The sequence below is a fragment of the Paenibacillus sp. B2(2019) genome (assembly GCF_008370385.1).
GTDB lineage: Bacteria > Bacillota > Bacilli > Paenibacillales > Paenibacillaceae > Paenibacillus_AQ.
The window spans coordinates 723,737-740,858 of the sequence record NZ_VTZR01000024.1; the positions used below are offsets into that span (position 1 = coordinate 723,737).

The 17,122-nt window shown below is 41.1% G+C and carries 16 protein-coding genes; 12 read left to right on the top strand and 4 right to left on the bottom strand.

What is annotated here, in order from left to right:
- Window positions 1-15: 15 nt before the first annotated feature.
- Window positions 16-570 (bottom strand): helix-turn-helix domain-containing protein, encoded by a 555-nt coding sequence (locus tag PAENI_RS24565; RefSeq protein WP_149646984.1) that lies wholly within the window; start codon window positions 568-570, stop codon window positions 16-18.
- 124 nt (window positions 571-694) lie between these two features.
- Between PAENI_RS24565 and PAENI_RS24570 the strand changes: the two genes are divergently transcribed.
- From PAENI_RS24570 to PAENI_RS24580, 3 genes are all read left to right on the top strand, one after another.
- Complete coding sequence (locus PAENI_RS24570; protein ID WP_262495711.1) at window positions 695-1,276, top strand: LysE family transporter; 582 nt, start codon at window positions 695-697, stop codon at window positions 1,274-1,276.
- 118 nt (window positions 1,277-1,394) lie between these two features.
- Window positions 1,395-2,795 carry an ADP-ribosylglycohydrolase family protein gene (locus tag PAENI_RS24575; RefSeq protein WP_149646985.1) on the top strand — a complete coding sequence of 467 codons (1,401 nt, stop codon included), beginning with the start codon at window positions 1,395-1,397 and terminating at the stop codon, window positions 2,793-2,795.
- Between the two features lie 73 nt (window positions 2,796-2,868).
- The gene (locus PAENI_RS24580) at window positions 2,869-3,687 is read left to right on the top strand and encodes a CAP domain-containing protein (protein WP_262495712.1); all 819 of its coding nucleotides are present in this window, start codon (window positions 2,869-2,871) and stop codon (window positions 3,685-3,687) included.
- Between the two features lie 136 nt (window positions 3,688-3,823).
- On the opposite strand, the gene PAENI_RS24585 is transcribed toward PAENI_RS24580, so the two are convergent.
- A complete protein-coding gene (locus tag PAENI_RS24585) occupies window positions 3,824-4,102 on the bottom strand; it encodes a YczF family membrane protein (RefSeq protein ID WP_149646986.1) in 279 nt (92 codons plus the stop codon).
- Window positions 4,103-4,184: 82 nt separating this feature from the next.
- On the opposite strand from PAENI_RS24585, the gene PAENI_RS24590 reads away from it, so the two are divergent.
- The 7 genes from PAENI_RS24590 to hcp all read left to right on the top strand — a co-directional run bounded on the left by PAENI_RS24590 (window position 4,185) and on the right by hcp (window position 13,083).
- A complete protein-coding gene (locus tag PAENI_RS24590; protein WP_262495713.1) occupies window positions 4,185-5,762 on the top strand; it encodes a spore germination protein in 1,578 nt (525 codons plus the stop codon).
- Window positions 5,752-6,933: a Ger(x)C family spore germination protein gene (locus PAENI_RS24595; protein ID WP_149646987.1), complete on the top strand. Its 1,182-nt coding sequence runs from the start codon at window positions 5,752-5,754 to the stop codon at window positions 6,931-6,933. Before PAENI_RS24590 ends, PAENI_RS24595 begins: the two co-directional genes overlap by 11 nt.
- A 33-nt stretch (window positions 6,934-6,966) precedes the next feature.
- Window positions 6,967-8,073 carry a GerAB/ArcD/ProY family transporter gene (locus tag PAENI_RS24600; protein WP_076286525.1) on the top strand — a complete coding sequence of 369 codons (1,107 nt, stop codon included), beginning with the start codon at window positions 6,967-6,969 and terminating at the stop codon, window positions 8,071-8,073.
- Window positions 8,074-8,165: 92 nt separating this feature from the next.
- Window positions 8,166-8,591, top strand: a complete 426-nt coding sequence (locus tag PAENI_RS24605) for a MarR family winged helix-turn-helix transcriptional regulator (protein ID WP_042189684.1) — start codon at window positions 8,166-8,168, stop codon at window positions 8,589-8,591.
- A 153-nt stretch (window positions 8,592-8,744) separates the two neighbouring features.
- A complete protein-coding gene (locus PAENI_RS24610) occupies window positions 8,745-10,130 on the top strand; it encodes an MFS transporter (protein WP_149646988.1) in 1,386 nt (461 codons plus the stop codon).
- Window positions 10,131-10,296: 166 nt separating this feature from the next.
- The gene (locus tag PAENI_RS24615; protein ID WP_149646989.1) at window positions 10,297-11,697 is read left to right on the top strand and encodes an MFS transporter; all 1,401 of its coding nucleotides are present in this window, start codon (window positions 10,297-10,299) and stop codon (window positions 11,695-11,697) included.
- Window positions 11,698-11,790: 93 nt separating this feature from the next.
- Entirely contained in the window at window positions 11,791-13,083 is a 1,293-nt protein-coding gene (gene hcp, locus PAENI_RS24620; protein ID WP_042189677.1) for a hydroxylamine reductase, read from the top strand.
- A 193-nt stretch (window positions 13,084-13,276) separates the two neighbouring features.
- Here hcp and PAENI_RS24625 read toward each other — a convergent pair whose 3' ends face one another.
- Window positions 13,277-14,167, bottom strand: coding sequence for a LysR family transcriptional regulator (locus tag PAENI_RS24625; protein ID WP_149646990.1), 891 nt, complete (start codon window positions 14,165-14,167; stop codon window positions 13,277-13,279).
- Window positions 14,168-14,341: 174 nt separating this feature from the next.
- Here PAENI_RS24625 and PAENI_RS24630 point away from each other — a divergent pair, with 174 nt between their 5' ends.
- On the top strand, window positions 14,342-14,920 hold the full coding sequence (locus PAENI_RS24630; RefSeq protein WP_149646991.1) for a sugar O-acetyltransferase: 579 nt from the start codon (window positions 14,342-14,344) through the stop codon (window positions 14,918-14,920).
- A gap of 139 nt (window positions 14,921-15,059) precedes the next feature.
- Here PAENI_RS24630 and PAENI_RS24635 read toward each other — a convergent pair whose 3' ends face one another.
- A complete protein-coding gene (locus PAENI_RS24635) occupies window positions 15,060-15,533 on the bottom strand; it encodes a hypothetical protein (protein ID WP_149646992.1) in 474 nt (157 codons plus the stop codon).
- 269 nt (window positions 15,534-15,802) lie between these two features.
- Here PAENI_RS24635 and PAENI_RS24640 point away from each other — a divergent pair, with 269 nt between their 5' ends.
- Window positions 15,803-17,080, top strand: coding sequence for a hypothetical protein (locus PAENI_RS24640; protein WP_262495714.1), 1,278 nt, complete (start codon window positions 15,803-15,805; stop codon window positions 17,078-17,080).
- The last annotated feature ends 42 nt before the right edge of the window (window positions 17,081-17,122 follow it).

Sequence of the window (17,122 nt, forward strand, 5' to 3'; positions counted from 1 at the left end):
CTTGGGACTTTTTTGCTAAGAGGGATAGTATAAAATCATGCTTAACCGGGTCATTGTTTGTCCTGGATTATGATATACATGGGGTTTGTCTGCGAGGAATGTGATAGAATCACCCGATTTCAAGAGGTATTCATTGTTATTGACACGGAAAGACAATTCTCCGTCAAACACGGTGATTAATTCTTCGGTACCTTCCATATGAGAATTGGCATCAAGGTATCCACCCTTGTCTATCTCCACGGTATAACCTTCAAACCGTTTACTTTCTTCAAATGGAAAAGATAGATACACTCGATATTTTCCGTTATCTTCAAGCAGTGGCTGAATGTCACTTCTTAAGATTACTCTTGTGTCAGGCTTTGGGTAATCTATCAGCGCAGAAAATGAAATTTTTAAGCCATTGGCGATTTTCCAAAGGGTTGTAATGGTTGGTGTCGATTCGCCTCTTTCGATTTGACCAATCATTGTTTTGCTGACTCCTGTTAATTCCGCAACCTTTTCCAGGCTTAACTCTTTACTTTTTCTTATCTTTTTTATATTTTCCGCAATAATAATATTTATTTCTTCCACGGTAATTACTCCTGTCTCCATTTACTTTATAACGATCGTGATATACAATAAAACGCACGAATGTACGTTATAACGTCTGATTGATACATTATAGCATACAAGTTGGAAGGGGAGATATCATTTAGTGTTTATTTCTTTGTTTTTATATGCATTTGTTGCAAGTTTTACTCCGGGACCCAATAATATTATGGCAATGGGTTTTGCAAACCAAGTTGGGCTCAAAAAATCAATGAAATTTTGTTTAGGAGTGGGTACAGGATTTTTTATAATCATATTGTTATGCTCCTACTTTAATCTACTTTTGAATAATCTTCTTCCACAAATTAAATCTATTATGGCTGTAATAGGCGGAGTCTACATGCTGTATTTAGCAGTTAAAATGATTACAAGTAAACAACCAGAAAGTGATGCAGCTGGAGATAAACACAATAGCTTTATTGCGGGAATGCTTTTACAATTTATCAATCCAAAAGGGATATTATATGGAATCACTGTTACATCAACATTTATCCTTACCTATCCTTCTTCCTCTTTTAGATTATTGAGTTATTCTCTAATTCTTGCTTTCATCGGTTATATGGGCACTTTTTGTTGGTGTTTGTGTGGTTCTCTTTTCAAAAAAATGATATCTAAATATAGAAGTCAATTTAATGTATTGATGGGACTGTTGTTAGTGTATTGTGCAGTTTCGATAGTGTTGGGATGAAGGATTATTAAGGGAAAATCATTATTCGAACAATACTTTTTTATCTATTTATCTTTTACTTCTAAAGCTTATGATATTGATGTATTGTGAATAGATACGAGGACAAAGGAGATGCAATATGCTACCATCACTCACATTTCTTAAACTTCAATTAGAGGGAGTTCTGCGTAATAAATTCGAGCAGGGGCATCAAACCTCCGGTTATTTAGCTAAGTTGGAAAAGCTCCCTGCAAGCTATGATGCCTATCTAGAATTCGCCCATAGCTTGGCTGTTATTCCAATGAGGGACAACTGGCCTTACTATGAGCCAAACGATTTAGATGAGATATGGCGGGAATGTGATCCGGCTCGACCCCTAGGTCAGGTCGGGATTTTGAATCTGAAGGATAGCTCCAAACGTGTAGAAGCAGGTTTTCTTGCTTCAGTCTGTGGCTCTATGCTGGGCAAACCGATAGAGGTAAATCCCAGCTTGTCGGAATTACGTCAAGCGTTAACTTCTGTAGGCGAATGGCCACTGAATGATTACATTTCTGAAGAAATTCTCCATGCGCTGGATCGTCGTCATTGGTCTTGGTTTGAGACGACTCGAGGGCGAATTCGGTATGTAGCACCTGATGATGATATCAATTACACATTAATGGGAATGATGGTGCTAGAACAATTCGGTGATGGTTTTACGAAAAGAAATTTAAGGGATTTATGGTTAAATCACCTTCCGATAAGTACAACTTGGGGGCCGGAAAGGGCTATTTTGATGCGATCAGGGATTAGCTATTTGGAACATGATAAGGAACTATTCAATCATTCTGAAATAGAGGCTTGGCCTGATTTTATGGTGCAGGGAACAGAACTATGCGGTGCAGCGATTCGTGCAGATGCTTACGGATATGCCTGTCCTGGTCAACCTGCTCTGGCTGCTGAGCTAGCTTGGCGGGATGCAAGTTTTACTCATCGCCGGACCGGCATTTACTCCACGATGTTCATTGCTGCTGCGATTGCTGTTGCTCACGTGCAGCGCGATCCCATTGAAATCATCAATACGGCTCTGCAATTCGTACCTAAAAGAAGCCGATTCTACGAGATTACTAAAGATTGCCTTGAGATGGTAGCGAATGCAGATGACTGGCTGGAAGCGTATCAGAGCATTAACCATAAGTATGCGAATTATTGTCACTGTGATGTTTATCAGGAAATAGGCACCTTAATTAATACCCTGCGATTTGCAGACAATGTTGGTGATGGAATATGCAAGCAGGTGATGCAAGGCAACGATACGGATAGCTTCGGAGCAACGGCGGGCTCTCTGCTTGGGGTTTATTTCGGCCCTGATCACTTGGAATCAAGGTGGCTTAAACCTTTTCAAGATCGGATTCATACGGGGCTTTCTAATTTTCATGAGCAAAGTCTTTCTTGTTTAGCGGAACGGATGGGGCGTTTACCAGAGCTGCTGCAAACCGGTCGATATCAAGTTCAGCCTAGTGAGCTCTATGTGAGCAAGAATACCGATCTCGATACATAATAAGCTTACAGAAAGTCCACAGCAACAAATGTTGCTGGTGGATTTTTTTGCTTTTTATTTTTTTGAATTAGAGATGAATAATTCAATCGTGCTTTACAAAAACTTTATTCGATTAAGTCACTACTTTGCCAAATCAGGAGGGGTCGTTATTAAACCATTTATCGTAATAGTAGCGCTATTGCTCGTTACAGCTTGTTCGGGTAATCAATCTGCCAACAACCAAATGACTACTCAACAAACGAAGGTTGGACATCATGCTGGAAAAACAGCTACAACAACAACCTTAACTCAAGCGTCTTCTATTTCCACAGAGAATGCTGGGAAATCAACGATTAAGGCTAAACAAGTACCCGGCGATGTAACGAAATGGCTGGATGGGTTTATCCGCACTACTCCACCTACAGGTGGTACAACAGGGGGTCAAACCGCTTATCCGCAAACTTCCGCTAAGCCACAGTATACTGCTAATCCGCAACAATCGGCCAACCCACAATATTCTGCTAATCCGCAAACCTCCACCAATGCATCGGCATCTGTGCAGAAAGTGTTGGAACTGGTAAACAAAGAAAGAACAAACGCAGGCTTGAAACCCCTTAGTTTGAATAGTGAGCTGTCGAAAATGGCTTTGGCCAAAGCGCAGGATATGTCCGACAACAATTATTTTGACCATCAGTCACCAACCTACGGATCTCCGTTCGACATGATGAAGGCATTTGGGATCTCCTATAATACAGCAGGGGAAAATATCGCCAAAGGCCAGTCGAGCCCGGAAGAAGTAATGAATCAATGGATGAACAGCCCTGGTCACCGTGCCAACATCCTGAATAGTTCCTTTACTGAAATTGGAATAGGTTACTACAACAGTGAGTGGGTTCAAGAATTTATTGGTTAGTGTGATCAGCAATCTAAACGTCACATATTAGAAGCTAATTTTAAAACCCATGTCATCAGACATGGGTTTTATTTTTATAGAGGAGGGTAGTTAATTCCACATATGGCTGGAAGATCGAAATCCATGTTGATGATCACTATTTCGTCTTCGTTTTGTCGATATGCTCGGAGGGTTGACCTTGCGATGATGGAGATTGCTGTGGCAGCCATTTTTGTACCAGTGGCCACATTAAATAAGTTATTGTGCCTACAATCAAGAAATTAAAGATAATGAGTTCTGAGGTACTCATGACGCGAAAAGAAGCCATTAGATTACGAAATGTTTCTTGTATGCTAAAGAGTGAAATGAAGTCAAGCAGAAAGATCAGTGCTATTACTAAGATTAATAAGAGTACAGTTACGACGAATATTTTCATACCACTTCCCTGCTTTCATTGTTAATCTTCCAATAATATTTGCTGTTAATGGGTAGAATAATCACGCAATGAGCAGCAAATAATGGAGAGAAAGGTGAAGGGCATGGCAGAGGATGGCAATGCAAGTAGCAAAAGTGCTGGAAGCAATCCACAATGGACCGTCCCTTCAATTCCGATTGATTCAACAGAATTAAGAGTCAATCTAGAGCAGATTCGCCAAAAGACAGGGAATAGTGGAGATATAATTATTCGAGAATTTACGATTGGGGGCTCGGAGGAGGAGCTTCAAGCCGCAATTATTTATGTGGATGGCATTGTTAACAATACAACCATTAATCAATTTGTCATGGAAGTCTTGCTGAACGTCATGCTGAGTAATGAACAAAGGACATTAAATGATCTGGTCCAAGTAATCACTGATAAAATTGTTCCAATCGGTGGTCTGAAGACGCTTGTTCAATGGGATGAACTCTATGATGCTCTGTTGTGGGGGCAGACCATTTTATTAATTGATGGATCGAATGAAGCCCTAGCGATTGCTACATCGGGCGGTGAAGTCCGCGCCATAGATGAGCCCGGTACGGATACTTCTATTCGAGGATCTCGTGAAGGGTTTGTTGAAAGCTTAACGACAAATATTTCGATGGTTCGGCGTCGCATAAGAAATCCTAATTTATGGCTGGAATCGATGACGTTAGGACAAGTTACACATACCAGGATAGGGATCATGTACATAAATGGGATCGCGGATGATAGCATTGTTGAAGAGGCGAAGCGACGTCTCCGCAAGATCAAATTGGATAGCATTCTGGAATCAGGATACATTGAGAAAATGATAGAAGATCAGAGTTTTACTCCGTTTCCAACGATCCTACCTACAGAACGCCCAGATACCGTCGCTGCTAATCTTTTAGAAGGAAAAATTGCAATTATGGTGGATGGAACCCCCTTTATGCTAATCATCCCAGCCGTTTTTAATCAATTCTTTCAAATTACAGAGGATTCTTATCATCGGTATGATATCAGTGTTGCATTGCGGCTGTTACGAATCGTAATGTTCATCATTTCGATGATTGGGCCTTCTTTTTACATTGCAGCAACAACCTTTCATCAAGAAATGATACCAACGCAGTTAGTGATTTCGCTTGTTTCACAGCTAGAAGCAACGCCATTTACCGCGTTTGTAGAGGCGCTATTAATGGAGGTTATTTTTGAAATTCTGCGTGAAGCGGGTGTTCGTATGCCAAAAGCAATTGGATCAGCAGTATCCATCGTTGGAGCACTTGTCATTGGGCAGGCGGCTGTACAAGCAGGTTTAGTGTCAACGGCAATGGTTATTGTTGTTTCACTTACAGCTATATCTAGTCTAGCGACGCCTGTTTTCTCGATTGCTGTATCCGCGAGATTGTTACGTTTTCTCCTCATGATCAGTGCAGCAACGTTCGGTTTTTTTGGAATGATTCTTACTTTGATTATGATCATTGCACATATGTGTAGTTTACGTTCATTTGGTGTACCTTACATGGCTCCTTATAGTCCAATGATGCATGTAAAGAATAGTCAGGTTCATGCACCTTTACCGATTTGGATGAGACATTTGGTTCCCAAATTGATGAAGAAGCCTACAACAGAGCAAGTGGGTGATCAAGATGGGACGTAGAATGGCACGGCTTTGTTTGTCGATGGTTATGATTGCTCTCCTTACGGGTTGCTGGGATAGTCGAGAGTTAACGGATATCGGTTTTGTGGTCGCGATGGCGATTGATAAAGGAGAAACAAAGAACATTAGGGTTACGGTTCAGATCGTGAATCCAATAAATGTCTCAAGTACACAAGGAGGAGGTAGCCCTGCTCCGTTACCTCCAACCACATATTCAGCAGAAGGAAATAATGTATTTGACGCCACCCGCGTTCTTTCGAGAAAACTTTCTAGGCAATTGCATTATGGTCATGCGGTAGTTCTCTTGGTAGGTGAAGAATTAGCTACAACACAAGGGATAAAGAAGCTTTTTGACGGCATTGAGCGGGATAGTGAGTTTCGTCCTTCCGCTACAATGGTTATCGCGAGGGGAACGACGGGAGAAGAAATCATTAAACAACGAACGAGTCTCGATAATTCACCTGCCATTAAAATTAAGAAAATGGTAGCTGAAACCGAGAAAGCCTTTGGTGAAAATATCGATGAGAAAATATACCAAGTCATTCAAGCCATCGTCTCATCTGGTAAAGAACCTACGATTACTGGCATTCAACTCGATTCTACAAATAAAGAAGACAAATTAATGGCTAATGGGATTGCTACTTTTAAAGATGGAAAATTAATGAGGTGGTTAGACGGAAATGAAAGCCGTGGATTCTTATGGGTGTTAGGCAGAGTTAATTCGACATTGTTAACCATGGATTGGAATGATCAGCCACATACAATCGGGATCGAGAATATACGAACCAAATCATCATTTCATTCAAGCTTTGATAAATCCGGTAAACCAATTATTGAGGTGAAGATTGGCGCGGATGCAAATATTGGTGAGGTTGATGTCCCAATTGATATAACTAACCCGAGATTGTTTTTGCAAATTGAGCGCCTGTACATGCAAGCCGTTCATGATGAAGCGGTAGCCACGATTAAATTAATGCAACAGCAAAAGTCGGACATTTTTGGATTTGGAGAAGTGGTGCATCGTGATCACCCTAAGCAATGGAGAACGTTAAAGCGGGATTGGAACGATGTGACCTTTCCCACGATTGAAGTAAAAGTGAAAGTGGAGGCTTATTTGCGTAATACTGGGTTGCGTAATAGAACCATAATGGAAAGTATCGATAATAGCTGATAAATGAATTGTTCATAGAGAGAAGGAGTGACATTGGAAAAAGCAAAGATCAGTCCCCGTCAATTGCTTATCCTTGTATTGATGTTTGAAATCGTGAGCGCGATTATCTCCGGATTTGGTGCGGAAGCCAAGCAAGATGCATGGATCACCGCAATCCTCGGAATGCTCGGGGGAATTTGTTTATTTCTAATCTATCATCGATTGTCTTTATTTTATCCGGATCTTCCGCTCACGGAATATGCGAAAAAAATATTAGGGCCCGTTGTGGGTCGTATCGTCGCCTTGTTATATGTCGTCTATTTCTTGTTTAATGGGAGTTTTGTAGTCCGTGAATTCGCCTCAATGGCTGTATCCTTTGTTTTTACACAGACTCCCTTTCTCGTTATTATTGCTTTGATGCTACTTTCGGTTATGTATGTCATTGGAAAAGGTATTGAGGTGTTGTCGAGGACAGCGGAGCTCTTTTTTTCTGTGTTACTTCTTGTTACTGTAACCGGTCTAATTTCGATTGTTACATCTGGGAATGTAAATCTTCAAAATTTAAGACCTGTACTTGAAGAGGGATGGTTAACCGTACTGAGGCAATCGATTCCAAGCACCGTTGTATTTCCTTTTGGAGAGATTATAGTGTTCTTGATGTTGTTTCCCTATGTGAATAAACCGCAACAAGTGAAGAAAACAGTGATTACAGGATTATTGATCAGCGGATCTTTTATCGCGTTTGTTACGATGCTAAATGTGTCTGTCCTCGGTGCGGATCTATTTACAAGAACACAATACCCATTGCTGACAACCTCGGAGTTGATTGAGGGAAGAGCTTTACTAGAACGATTGGATGTATTGTTTCTCGTCACGGCTATTGTCGGTGGTTTTTTCCGGATCGGCATTTATTTATATGCGACGTTAATCGGTGCGGCAACATTGTTCGGTATTCCCTCCTATCGCAAATTAATGATCCCTGTGACTATGGTTATGTTTATTTGTTCCATTGCGATGGCGGGAAACTATGTAGAATTTATCTATACAGGATTACGTGTCGTCCGGTTCTATGTCCAGATTCCGATGTTGTTTATCATTCCACTAATACTTCTAGTGATGGGCTGGTTTCAAGAGAAGAAGAAGCTGAAATCTGCGAAATAAGGAGCTTATATTCTAGCGTTGCATTTATTAGCCTTTACAATTATACTCGTCATAGCAACTATAATCATGTCTATTATCTGGAGGCTATACCATTGGAATTAGAAAAATACATAGGCGTAATTGTACACCGGGCAGATTTAAAGCTGAATAACTATTATCAAAAAGTGGTAAATCCCTTTGATATTACGGTGGACCAATGGGAGATCCTCGTTATTCTTTGGGAGAGTGAAGGGATTACTCAAAAGGATATTGCTGAAAGACTCTATAAAGATCAAACTAACATTGCGCGTATGCTCTTCAAGCTTGAAAAGAAAGGCTTTGTTCATCGTGTAACCCATGAGACGGATAGAAGATCTTTACGTGTATATCTAACCTCTAAAGGGCGTGAAATAAAAGATGAGATTCTTGCTCCCTCTCTTGAAGCGTATAGAAAGACCATTGAAGGGTTAACTGAGGAAGAGGTTGAAACCTTTAGAAGGCTACTTTCTGTCATTCATAATAATGTAAAGGATTTATAGTAGATTTTGTTTGTAAAAAGAGAAGCTCTTCACGCCAATTAGTTGCTATGACGATTATCGTCAAGACCATTTGTTTTGAATCGTTTGTTTTTTTTATTACTTAATACTTGCTATAGCAACTAATGCTTCGACAATTATAAGGGGGATACAAAGATGAGAACCAGCAATGATAAAATCGGGATTTTTGATGCCCAGTACAGAGCGTTGACTATCGGTATTATTCTGGCAGTCACAACAGTAGCATTTGAAGGATTGGGGGTTACGACGATTGCACCAAAGGTGGCGCAAAGTTTGAATGCGATCCATTATTATGGTTGGATTTTTAGTGCATTTCTTTTATCCCAAATCATTGGCACAATGGTCATTGGACAGCAGATTGATAAGAATGGTGTATATAAATCATTTGTAGTTTCTATTCTAATCTTTGTTACGGGTATCGTCATTGCAGCAACTTCCTTCAATATTTACATGTTGATCGGCGGAAGAGCTTTTCAAGGTTTCGGAGCAGGTGCACTTTTAACTTGTGTATACTCCAGCATTACTTTAAGTTACCCTGACAGTCTAAGAACAAAAATACTTGCAGCTTTCTCTAGTGCTTATATTCTTCCAGCATTAATTGGTCCTTATATCGCAGGGCTTTTAGCCGAAAATCTTTCGTGGAGGTTTGTGTTCTGGCTTGTTCTGCCGTTCATTGTTCTATCTGTATGCTTAACGCTCCCATTATTTCGTAAGTTACAAGCTGAAAATAATAATGCTTCATCGACGAAAAGAGGGACGTATAAAGAAATATACGCAATTTTATTAACATTAGGAACAGGGCTGCTATTAGCAGGATTAGGATTTTTACCTTCTTGGAAAGGGATTGTGATTTCAATTGCAGGGGGCTTGATTATGATTCAACCTTTACGGAAACTGCTGCCAGAGGGTGCTTTAGTAGTTAGAAAAGGTTTGCCGGCAACCATTGTTACTAGAGGGCTGTTTGTTGCATGCTACTATGCTGTTGAAAGCTATGTTGTGCTAGCTCTAACAAATGTTAAAGGGTTATCGGCAGATATTGCGGGCTTAATCGTTGCTGCCGGGGCTATAAGTTGGTCAATAGCAGCGTGGATGCAATCCAAGCTTGATGAACAAGACCATGGGAGTGGCCGTAGACAACGGGTGACGATTGGCGTTGCTTTTATGATAGTCGGAGTTGCGCTGGTCATAACCGTGATAGGCATTTCAGGTAATGGAATTGTGCTCGCAGTGTTCTCACAAATACTTACCGGTTTTGGAATAGGGCTGGCACATCCAACCACGGGAGCCATTGCGCTCCAGCATGCCGAAGATGGCGATGCAGGTTCAATTTCAGCGAATATTCAATTTATTGATGCGTTTAGTCCTGCACTTAGCATCGGATTAGGCGGTGCCCTAATTACCATTAGTGAATCCTTTGGATGGGGCGTAATGAGAGGAATCCTCTTGGCCTTATCGATCCAGCTTCTTTTCGTAATTTTAAGCTTTTTAGCTACTTTCCGAATTGCGAAGAAGGCAAGCTGAAGCAGATATAATATATGACTGTGAAAGCGAGGGGGAAGACAAGGCTGTACTGACTGGAGCCTATTTAAACATCTCATATCCCATCTTTATGGGATTGGTCCTGGCAATGGATCTACTTATAATTGTTAGTAATTCTTAGACAAATATGAGTGGGGACGGGATCAGTATGAATGTTGCAAAAAATACAGAGCTAGCGGGCACCCGCAGGCGGCGGTTGGGTATGATGGCGGCTATTTGTATGGGAGCTTTTATTTCCCATTTTACAGCCGGAATTATGAATGTATCGCTTCCTTTTTTTATAAATCATTTTCAGACGGAGCTTGCAAAGGGTTTATGGATCACAACAGGGTACCTACTAGTGATTACTGCGCTTCTCCCTGTGATGGGAAAACTGGGTGATCGTTATGGGTTTCGCCGCATTCATAATCTCGGATATGTGATTTTTACAGTTGGTTCGATCTTGGTCGCTTTTTCACCTAATCTGCCAATATTGCTTACGCTTAGAGTTGTGCAGGGTATAGGTGCTGCGATGTTCCAAGCAACGAATATTGCGCTCATCACCATCCATATGCCGAAAGAGAAAAGAGGACATGCACTCGGAATTCTGAGTACGGCTGTCGCACTGGGCGGGATGACAGGCCCTATTGCGGGAGGGTTGATTGCGGAGTGGCTTAGCTGGCAGTGGCTATTTTTGATCCATGTTCCTGTGGCGATTGTGGCTACAGTTATGGCATACCGGTACATTCCGAGCCGTGTGCAAGATCGTAAATCGGGAACTGTCAGCATCGTGGGGGCTAGCTTGTTCATGGTATGGATCACCTTGCTTCTTCTCGTGATAACAAATGGGAGCAAGTGGGGGTGGGTGTCTACGCAGACGACGGCGAGTTTGATGGGGTTTATCCTGCTGTTGGTCACGTTTCTATTATGGGAACGGAGGCAAAAGACACCTTTTCTACCTCTTCGGGCGCTGAGAATTCCTTCTGTGGCGGGTGGCTTGATCGTTAGCTGTGCCTCTTTTATTCTTTCTAATACCTTGCTTGTCCTTATTCCATTTTATTTGATGGGAGCAGCGGTTCAGTTTTCGTCCTCCACGACCGGTTACATTATGGCGGCTTATCCCATTGCATTGGCTTTTGCAGGTCCTCTTGCAGGCTACTGGTCCGATCGTTATGGTTCTCGTCGGCTGATGCTTATGGGGCTGAGTGCTATGGGAGGCGGGTTCGTCCTGTTGCTAGTATTTTTAGAGAATATCCCGGTCTATGGAATCGCTGCGATTTTATGTCTTATTGGACTTGGGATGGGGCTCATTGCTTCTCCGAATAATAGCTATATTATGCAGCAGACGCCTAAGGAACACGTAGGTTCAATTGGAGGAATAATTGCCTTAACACGAAATGCGGGGATGGTGTTTGGCTCAGCACTTGGACTTGGGATGGTGAGTGGAGAGATAGGGCAGGAAGATCAGCTACAGGCGTTCAAAATGGTTTTTGGGATTAATATTTTCATTTGTATAGGCGTTATTATAATGATGGTTGTTATCAATAGACGGCTATTTAAATCTGCTTGATCTAAAAAAATGTGTGTGTAATCACAACTCAAGGTTTGGTGTTCTGTTACGTTGAGAGTAACGAAAGATTATCTAAATATGGAGGATAACGATATGTTTTGTTACCAGTGTGAACAGACACCGACTGGCGGTTGCACCGTTGTTGGAGTATGCGGCAAAAATGAAACCATTGCGAGTTTACAGGACACGATGATTTTTGCCTTAAAAGGAATTGCAGCTTATGCAACACATGCTCGGCAGCTAGGATATAGCGATCCTGAGGTGGATCGTATTACCCACGAAGCTTTGTACATGACCTTGACCAATTCCAACTTTAATACGCAGGAGCATTTGGAAATGGCGATGAAGGTTGGAGATGCGGCGGTTCGCGTCATGGATCTGCTAGATCGTGCGCATACGGATCGCTTCGGGATTCCACAACCAATCACAGTCAGCCAGAATAAAATTGAAGGTCAATGTATTGTGGTGACAGGGCATAACCTGTATGCACTCGAGGAATTGCTGCAGCAGACGGAAGGAAAGGGCATCAACATCTATACCCACTCGGAAATGCTACCTGCCCATGGCTATCCTGCGCTCAAGAAGTATAAACATCTGAAAGGCAACATCGGCAAAGCTTGGTACGATCAACGCAGACTTTTCGAGCAGTTTCCTGGTGCGATTCTTGCAACTACAAACTGTGTGATGCCGATTAAGGGTACGTATGCAGACCGCTTTTTCTCATATGAAGTAGCAGGACTAGAAGGTGTAGCGAAAATCACGAATGACGATTTCTCCCCCCTGATTAATCGTGCATTGTCATTACCTGCGGCTGATGTAGAGTCAGATCTGGTACTTACGACAGGATATCATCATGAAACAGTAATCGGGCTGGCACCAGAGATCATTCAGGCTGTCAAAGATGGGCATATCCGCCGGTTTTTCGTCATTGCAGGCTGTGACGCGCCAGGTAAAGGTGGGAATTACTACCGCGAGTTGGCGACCTCCTTACCGAACGATACCGTCATTTTAACCACTTCTTGCGGAAAATTCCGCTTTAATGACGTAGATTATGGAACTGTTGGAGACACAGGCATTCCGCGTTATATTGACCTTGGGCAATGTAATAATTCTGGTTCTACGGTGAAGATTGCTTTAGCTCTGGCTGAGGCATTTGATTGTACGGTGAACGAGCTGCCTGTCAGCATCGTGCTGTCCTGGTTTGAGCAAAAAGCGGTAGCCATTCTGCTTGGTTTGTTCAGTCTTGGTATTCAGGATATTCGTATCGGACCGAAACCGCCTGAGTTTATCTCGGATGGGGTGTTGGATGTGTTGGTAGAGCTTTTTGGATTAAAGCTGATTACTACTGCCGAGGAAGATATGAACGCGATGTTGGCGTTGTCCTAGGTTAATATGGGTGCTTAACACTTGAGACATATGGAGTGCTGTGTGTCATTGGTTAGGGCACAACATTTAATATTGTAAGACTAAGCTCAAGCTGAGAAAAAAGCTTGGGCTTTTCTTGCGTTTTGAAGACAAGCTAACATACAAACACACGTTACGACTGGGGGGATCGCTTTCCCAGGGTTATTGTCTACAGTTATGAACTGTATATTTTTATATTGTTTCGTAGCTGAGCTAAAAATTTATTTGCTGCATTAGAAAACACTTGATGTTTTTTCCAGATAATATTTAAATTAGCCTCTAATTTGGGGTTTAAAGGTTTAAAGCAAAGCTTGCTATCTCCTGATGTATTAATAAGTTTATCCAAGCACAATGCATATCCAATATTTTCCTCTACCATTCGTGCAGCATTGTAAAGTAGATTATAAGTTGCGACAATATTGAGATCCTCAATATTCGCTCCAAACCATCCTGTGAATTCGTTACTGACAGCAGTTTGACGTGAAATTAACAGTGGTTTATCTATTAAATCTATTGGCTGGATGAACTGCTTGTACGCTAGAGGACTATCTTTGCGCATTAAAACACCCCAAACATCAGTAGCAGGTAATTTTATATAATCATATTTTTGTTTATCTGTGGGTTCTATGACAATGCCGAAGTCTAATAATCCACTGTCTAACCTGCTAGTAATATCGTCAGCATTACCACTGTATAAATCAAATCGAATACTTGGATAATGTTCAAGTAATTCTTTTGATGCTTTGGCAATGAAATTCATAGCTTCTGTTTCACCACCACCAATATAAATTTCTCCGCTAATCAGTTCTTTTGATTCTTTAAAACTGGCTTCGGTTTTATCTACTAGCGCAACGATTTCCTTCGCTTTTTTAAATAAGTACTTCCCTTCATCTGTTAAAGTAATTTTCCGATTACCTCTTTCAAATAAAGTTGCTCCTAATTCCATTTCAAGGTCTTTTAATTGTCTTGATAATGTAGGTTGAGACAAATGCAGCTGTTTTGAAGCAGCCGATATATTCTCTTCATTCGCTACAGCAATGAAATAGCGTAATACACGAATTTCCATAACAGTCTCCTTATTATATCTATGCTTAAAAAGCATAAGAGTGTATTTGGTATAAGTATTAGTCATTTGAATCATATCAACTTATGATGTGAATGAAAAGGGATGTGAGCAAGGCCGCTAACATATGAATCGCATTATCAGAAGTATAATTAAAATGGGCTGGTGATTTTAAAAATGGAGATGAAAGAATTTATTGATTTTTGTAAGAAGGGAAATTCAATTTCGGGTGAGGATAAAGAATTGCATGGATTATTAACTCAATGCAGTTATCAAGCTCAAAAGATCACCATGGAATTGAATACATCCTATCATTCAAAAGAAGAAATAGTGGAGATTTTTAGTGAACTTACAGGCAATAAAGTTGATTCGTCGTTTATGTGTTTTCCGCCGTTTTATACAGACTTTGGGAAAAATATCACTGTAGGGAAGAATGTGTTTTTCAACACAGGCTGTTCCTTCCAAGATAGAGGTGGAATTAATATAGGGGACGGTACAATGATTGGTATGAATGTCACGATTGCTACTCTTAATCATGGGTTACCTTTAGAAACGAGAAATGTAACCTATCCCTCTCCAGTTATCATTGGAGACAATGTATGGATTGGGTCAAACGCTACCATACTGCCCGGGGTGAAGATTGGAGATAACTCTGTTGTTGCGGCAGGAGCAGTTGTCACTAAAGATGTTCCAGCGAATACTGTCGTTGCAGGAGTACCGGCAAAAGAGCTTAAAAAAATTATTAACAATTTGTAATACATCTTAAAAACTCAAGCGTAATGCCGCTTGAGTTTTTTCATGCATGCATATGGCATTTCGTTGGTAGGTAATCCAGGCACACAAGCCAAATCGATCATAAAAAAGATTCCCATCAGTGATTACTGGCGGGGCATTGTTATATGATCATCCCCATTTCACGTAGTCTATCTTTAATTTTCTTTAAACGAGCTTCTTTTTCGGTAGCTTCACTTAATACCTCCACAGATGTTTCGTTATACTTCTTTATAATCCTCTTTAAAGTTAATTCTTTCATTTCCTTTTTACTCTGCATTGTAACACGAGGGACAATGGTATGGTTTTCTATGGTCTTGGGATCTGCAGAAATTCGTTCTAGTAAATGAAGTAGAAGCATCAGTCTTTTGTGTCCCAACCTCGGAACTTGGTATAGTTTTTTCCATGTGGAATTTAGTAGATGATCAAGGTTTGTATATCCCTTGGAGTATAGAGCGTTTATGAGGCCTGTTAAATTTGGTCCCTGCTCTTCTGCATAAGCAACAATTACAATACAAGCAATATCCTTACTATAAAGATGCGCTGGAAGTGGGAAAAATTGTATTAATGCCTCATTTCCATCGATGATGTCATTCATGATGATTTACCTCCATTAAAATATTTGGTCATTATTCACGTATAGAATTCTGGTGAAGGTTGTGCAAAATATTAATACACTCTGTATTATTAAAACCCAAGCTACTGATCATTTTCTGAACATCAGCAAAACCCATTGCATGAGCTTGTACAATATTCAGAAGATTTTACTATTTAATAAGTAACAATCGACTCCAATATTCGCTGCTGCGTTTCATAATCAACGCTAAGTAATGGTATGATGTAGGCATCAATTTTATGGGGTGCACTATGATGGATATTCGAATCAAAGAACTGCTTGATGCCACACAGCAAAAATATGGGTTGGACAACTACTACTTACACTCTCATGAAATTTATCGCGACGTTACGATGCTGGGAGAGACCAACTATTTTCTTAGTATGGAATGGTTTCCTGCTCATATTAAGGAATGGAAGGGCGATTACAATCCTGAAGGAACTGCCGTCATCACGATTGACCTACAATCCCGCAACTATAAAAGTGTGATTTTTGTTGGCGGGAAATCTTATGCGAATGAGACACCATTCCAAAATATAGATTTTAACGGAGTCATCCGGTGGATTGAAGCTGAGGCAAGGGTGGTATACGGTAAACACTTCCACTTAGAGAAGAAACAGAATGGTGAATATCATTTTATTGAAAAAATAGGTAGCATACCAGTCACTCCTGGTGGACGGATCGAGCTTCGCTTCGATGCGGAAGGCAGGCTTGTTTTTTACAGTGTATATGGCCAGTTTCCTTCCAGCTCCCTTGTGCACAAAGAGAACTATACTCTCACACTTCAAACGATAGAGCCACAGGCGAGGAAACAACTACAGCTTATAGAATATCCGGTGTACGAGACGAAGCAACTGCTGCCGATCTATGGGATAGAAGAAATCTACATTTCAAATGACGGAACAACCACCATCCCATTTGAGTTTATATCAGGTACGAGAGCACGACTGAATATTGATCAAGTAATACATTGGGAGCAACAGAATACGGAGCTGGAGCCGTTCGAAAGGACGGAGATACGTCTACTTGAGGTAGTTTCCATTGAGCAGGCAATAGCTAGTGAGCCGCATCCGGACTCATTTCCTATCACAGACGCAGAACAAGCCGAATGTATAGCCGCAGTTGAAGCTGGTTTAAGCCAGCTCTATCCGGATGAATCCGGAGAATGGATATTGAAGACCTTACAACGGGAAAGAGGACATATTCAGGCAACACTGAGGATGAAGGCGCCAAGTAATCGTATATTCCAGCGTAAGATCCTCCTGTTCATCGATGTGCAGAATTATAAGGTTATAAATTATATGGATAACAAGCCAATGCTCGATATGTTTGATGAGTTCAAGAGCGAAGAGGGGATTTCTGTAAGCCATGACGAAGCTCATGACAAGCTCAAGGGATGGTTCGAATTAAAACCCGTCTATGTGTATGATCCTGGGCAGAAGAAGTATGTGCTGTGCGGGAAGTTAGATTGTAATTATGCTGTGAAGGCCACTAGTGGAGATGTGGTGGAGTTGAGTAGTTTGGAATGATGGTGCAAGCTTTCTTATACTGAGTAGGACGAATAAAGGTAA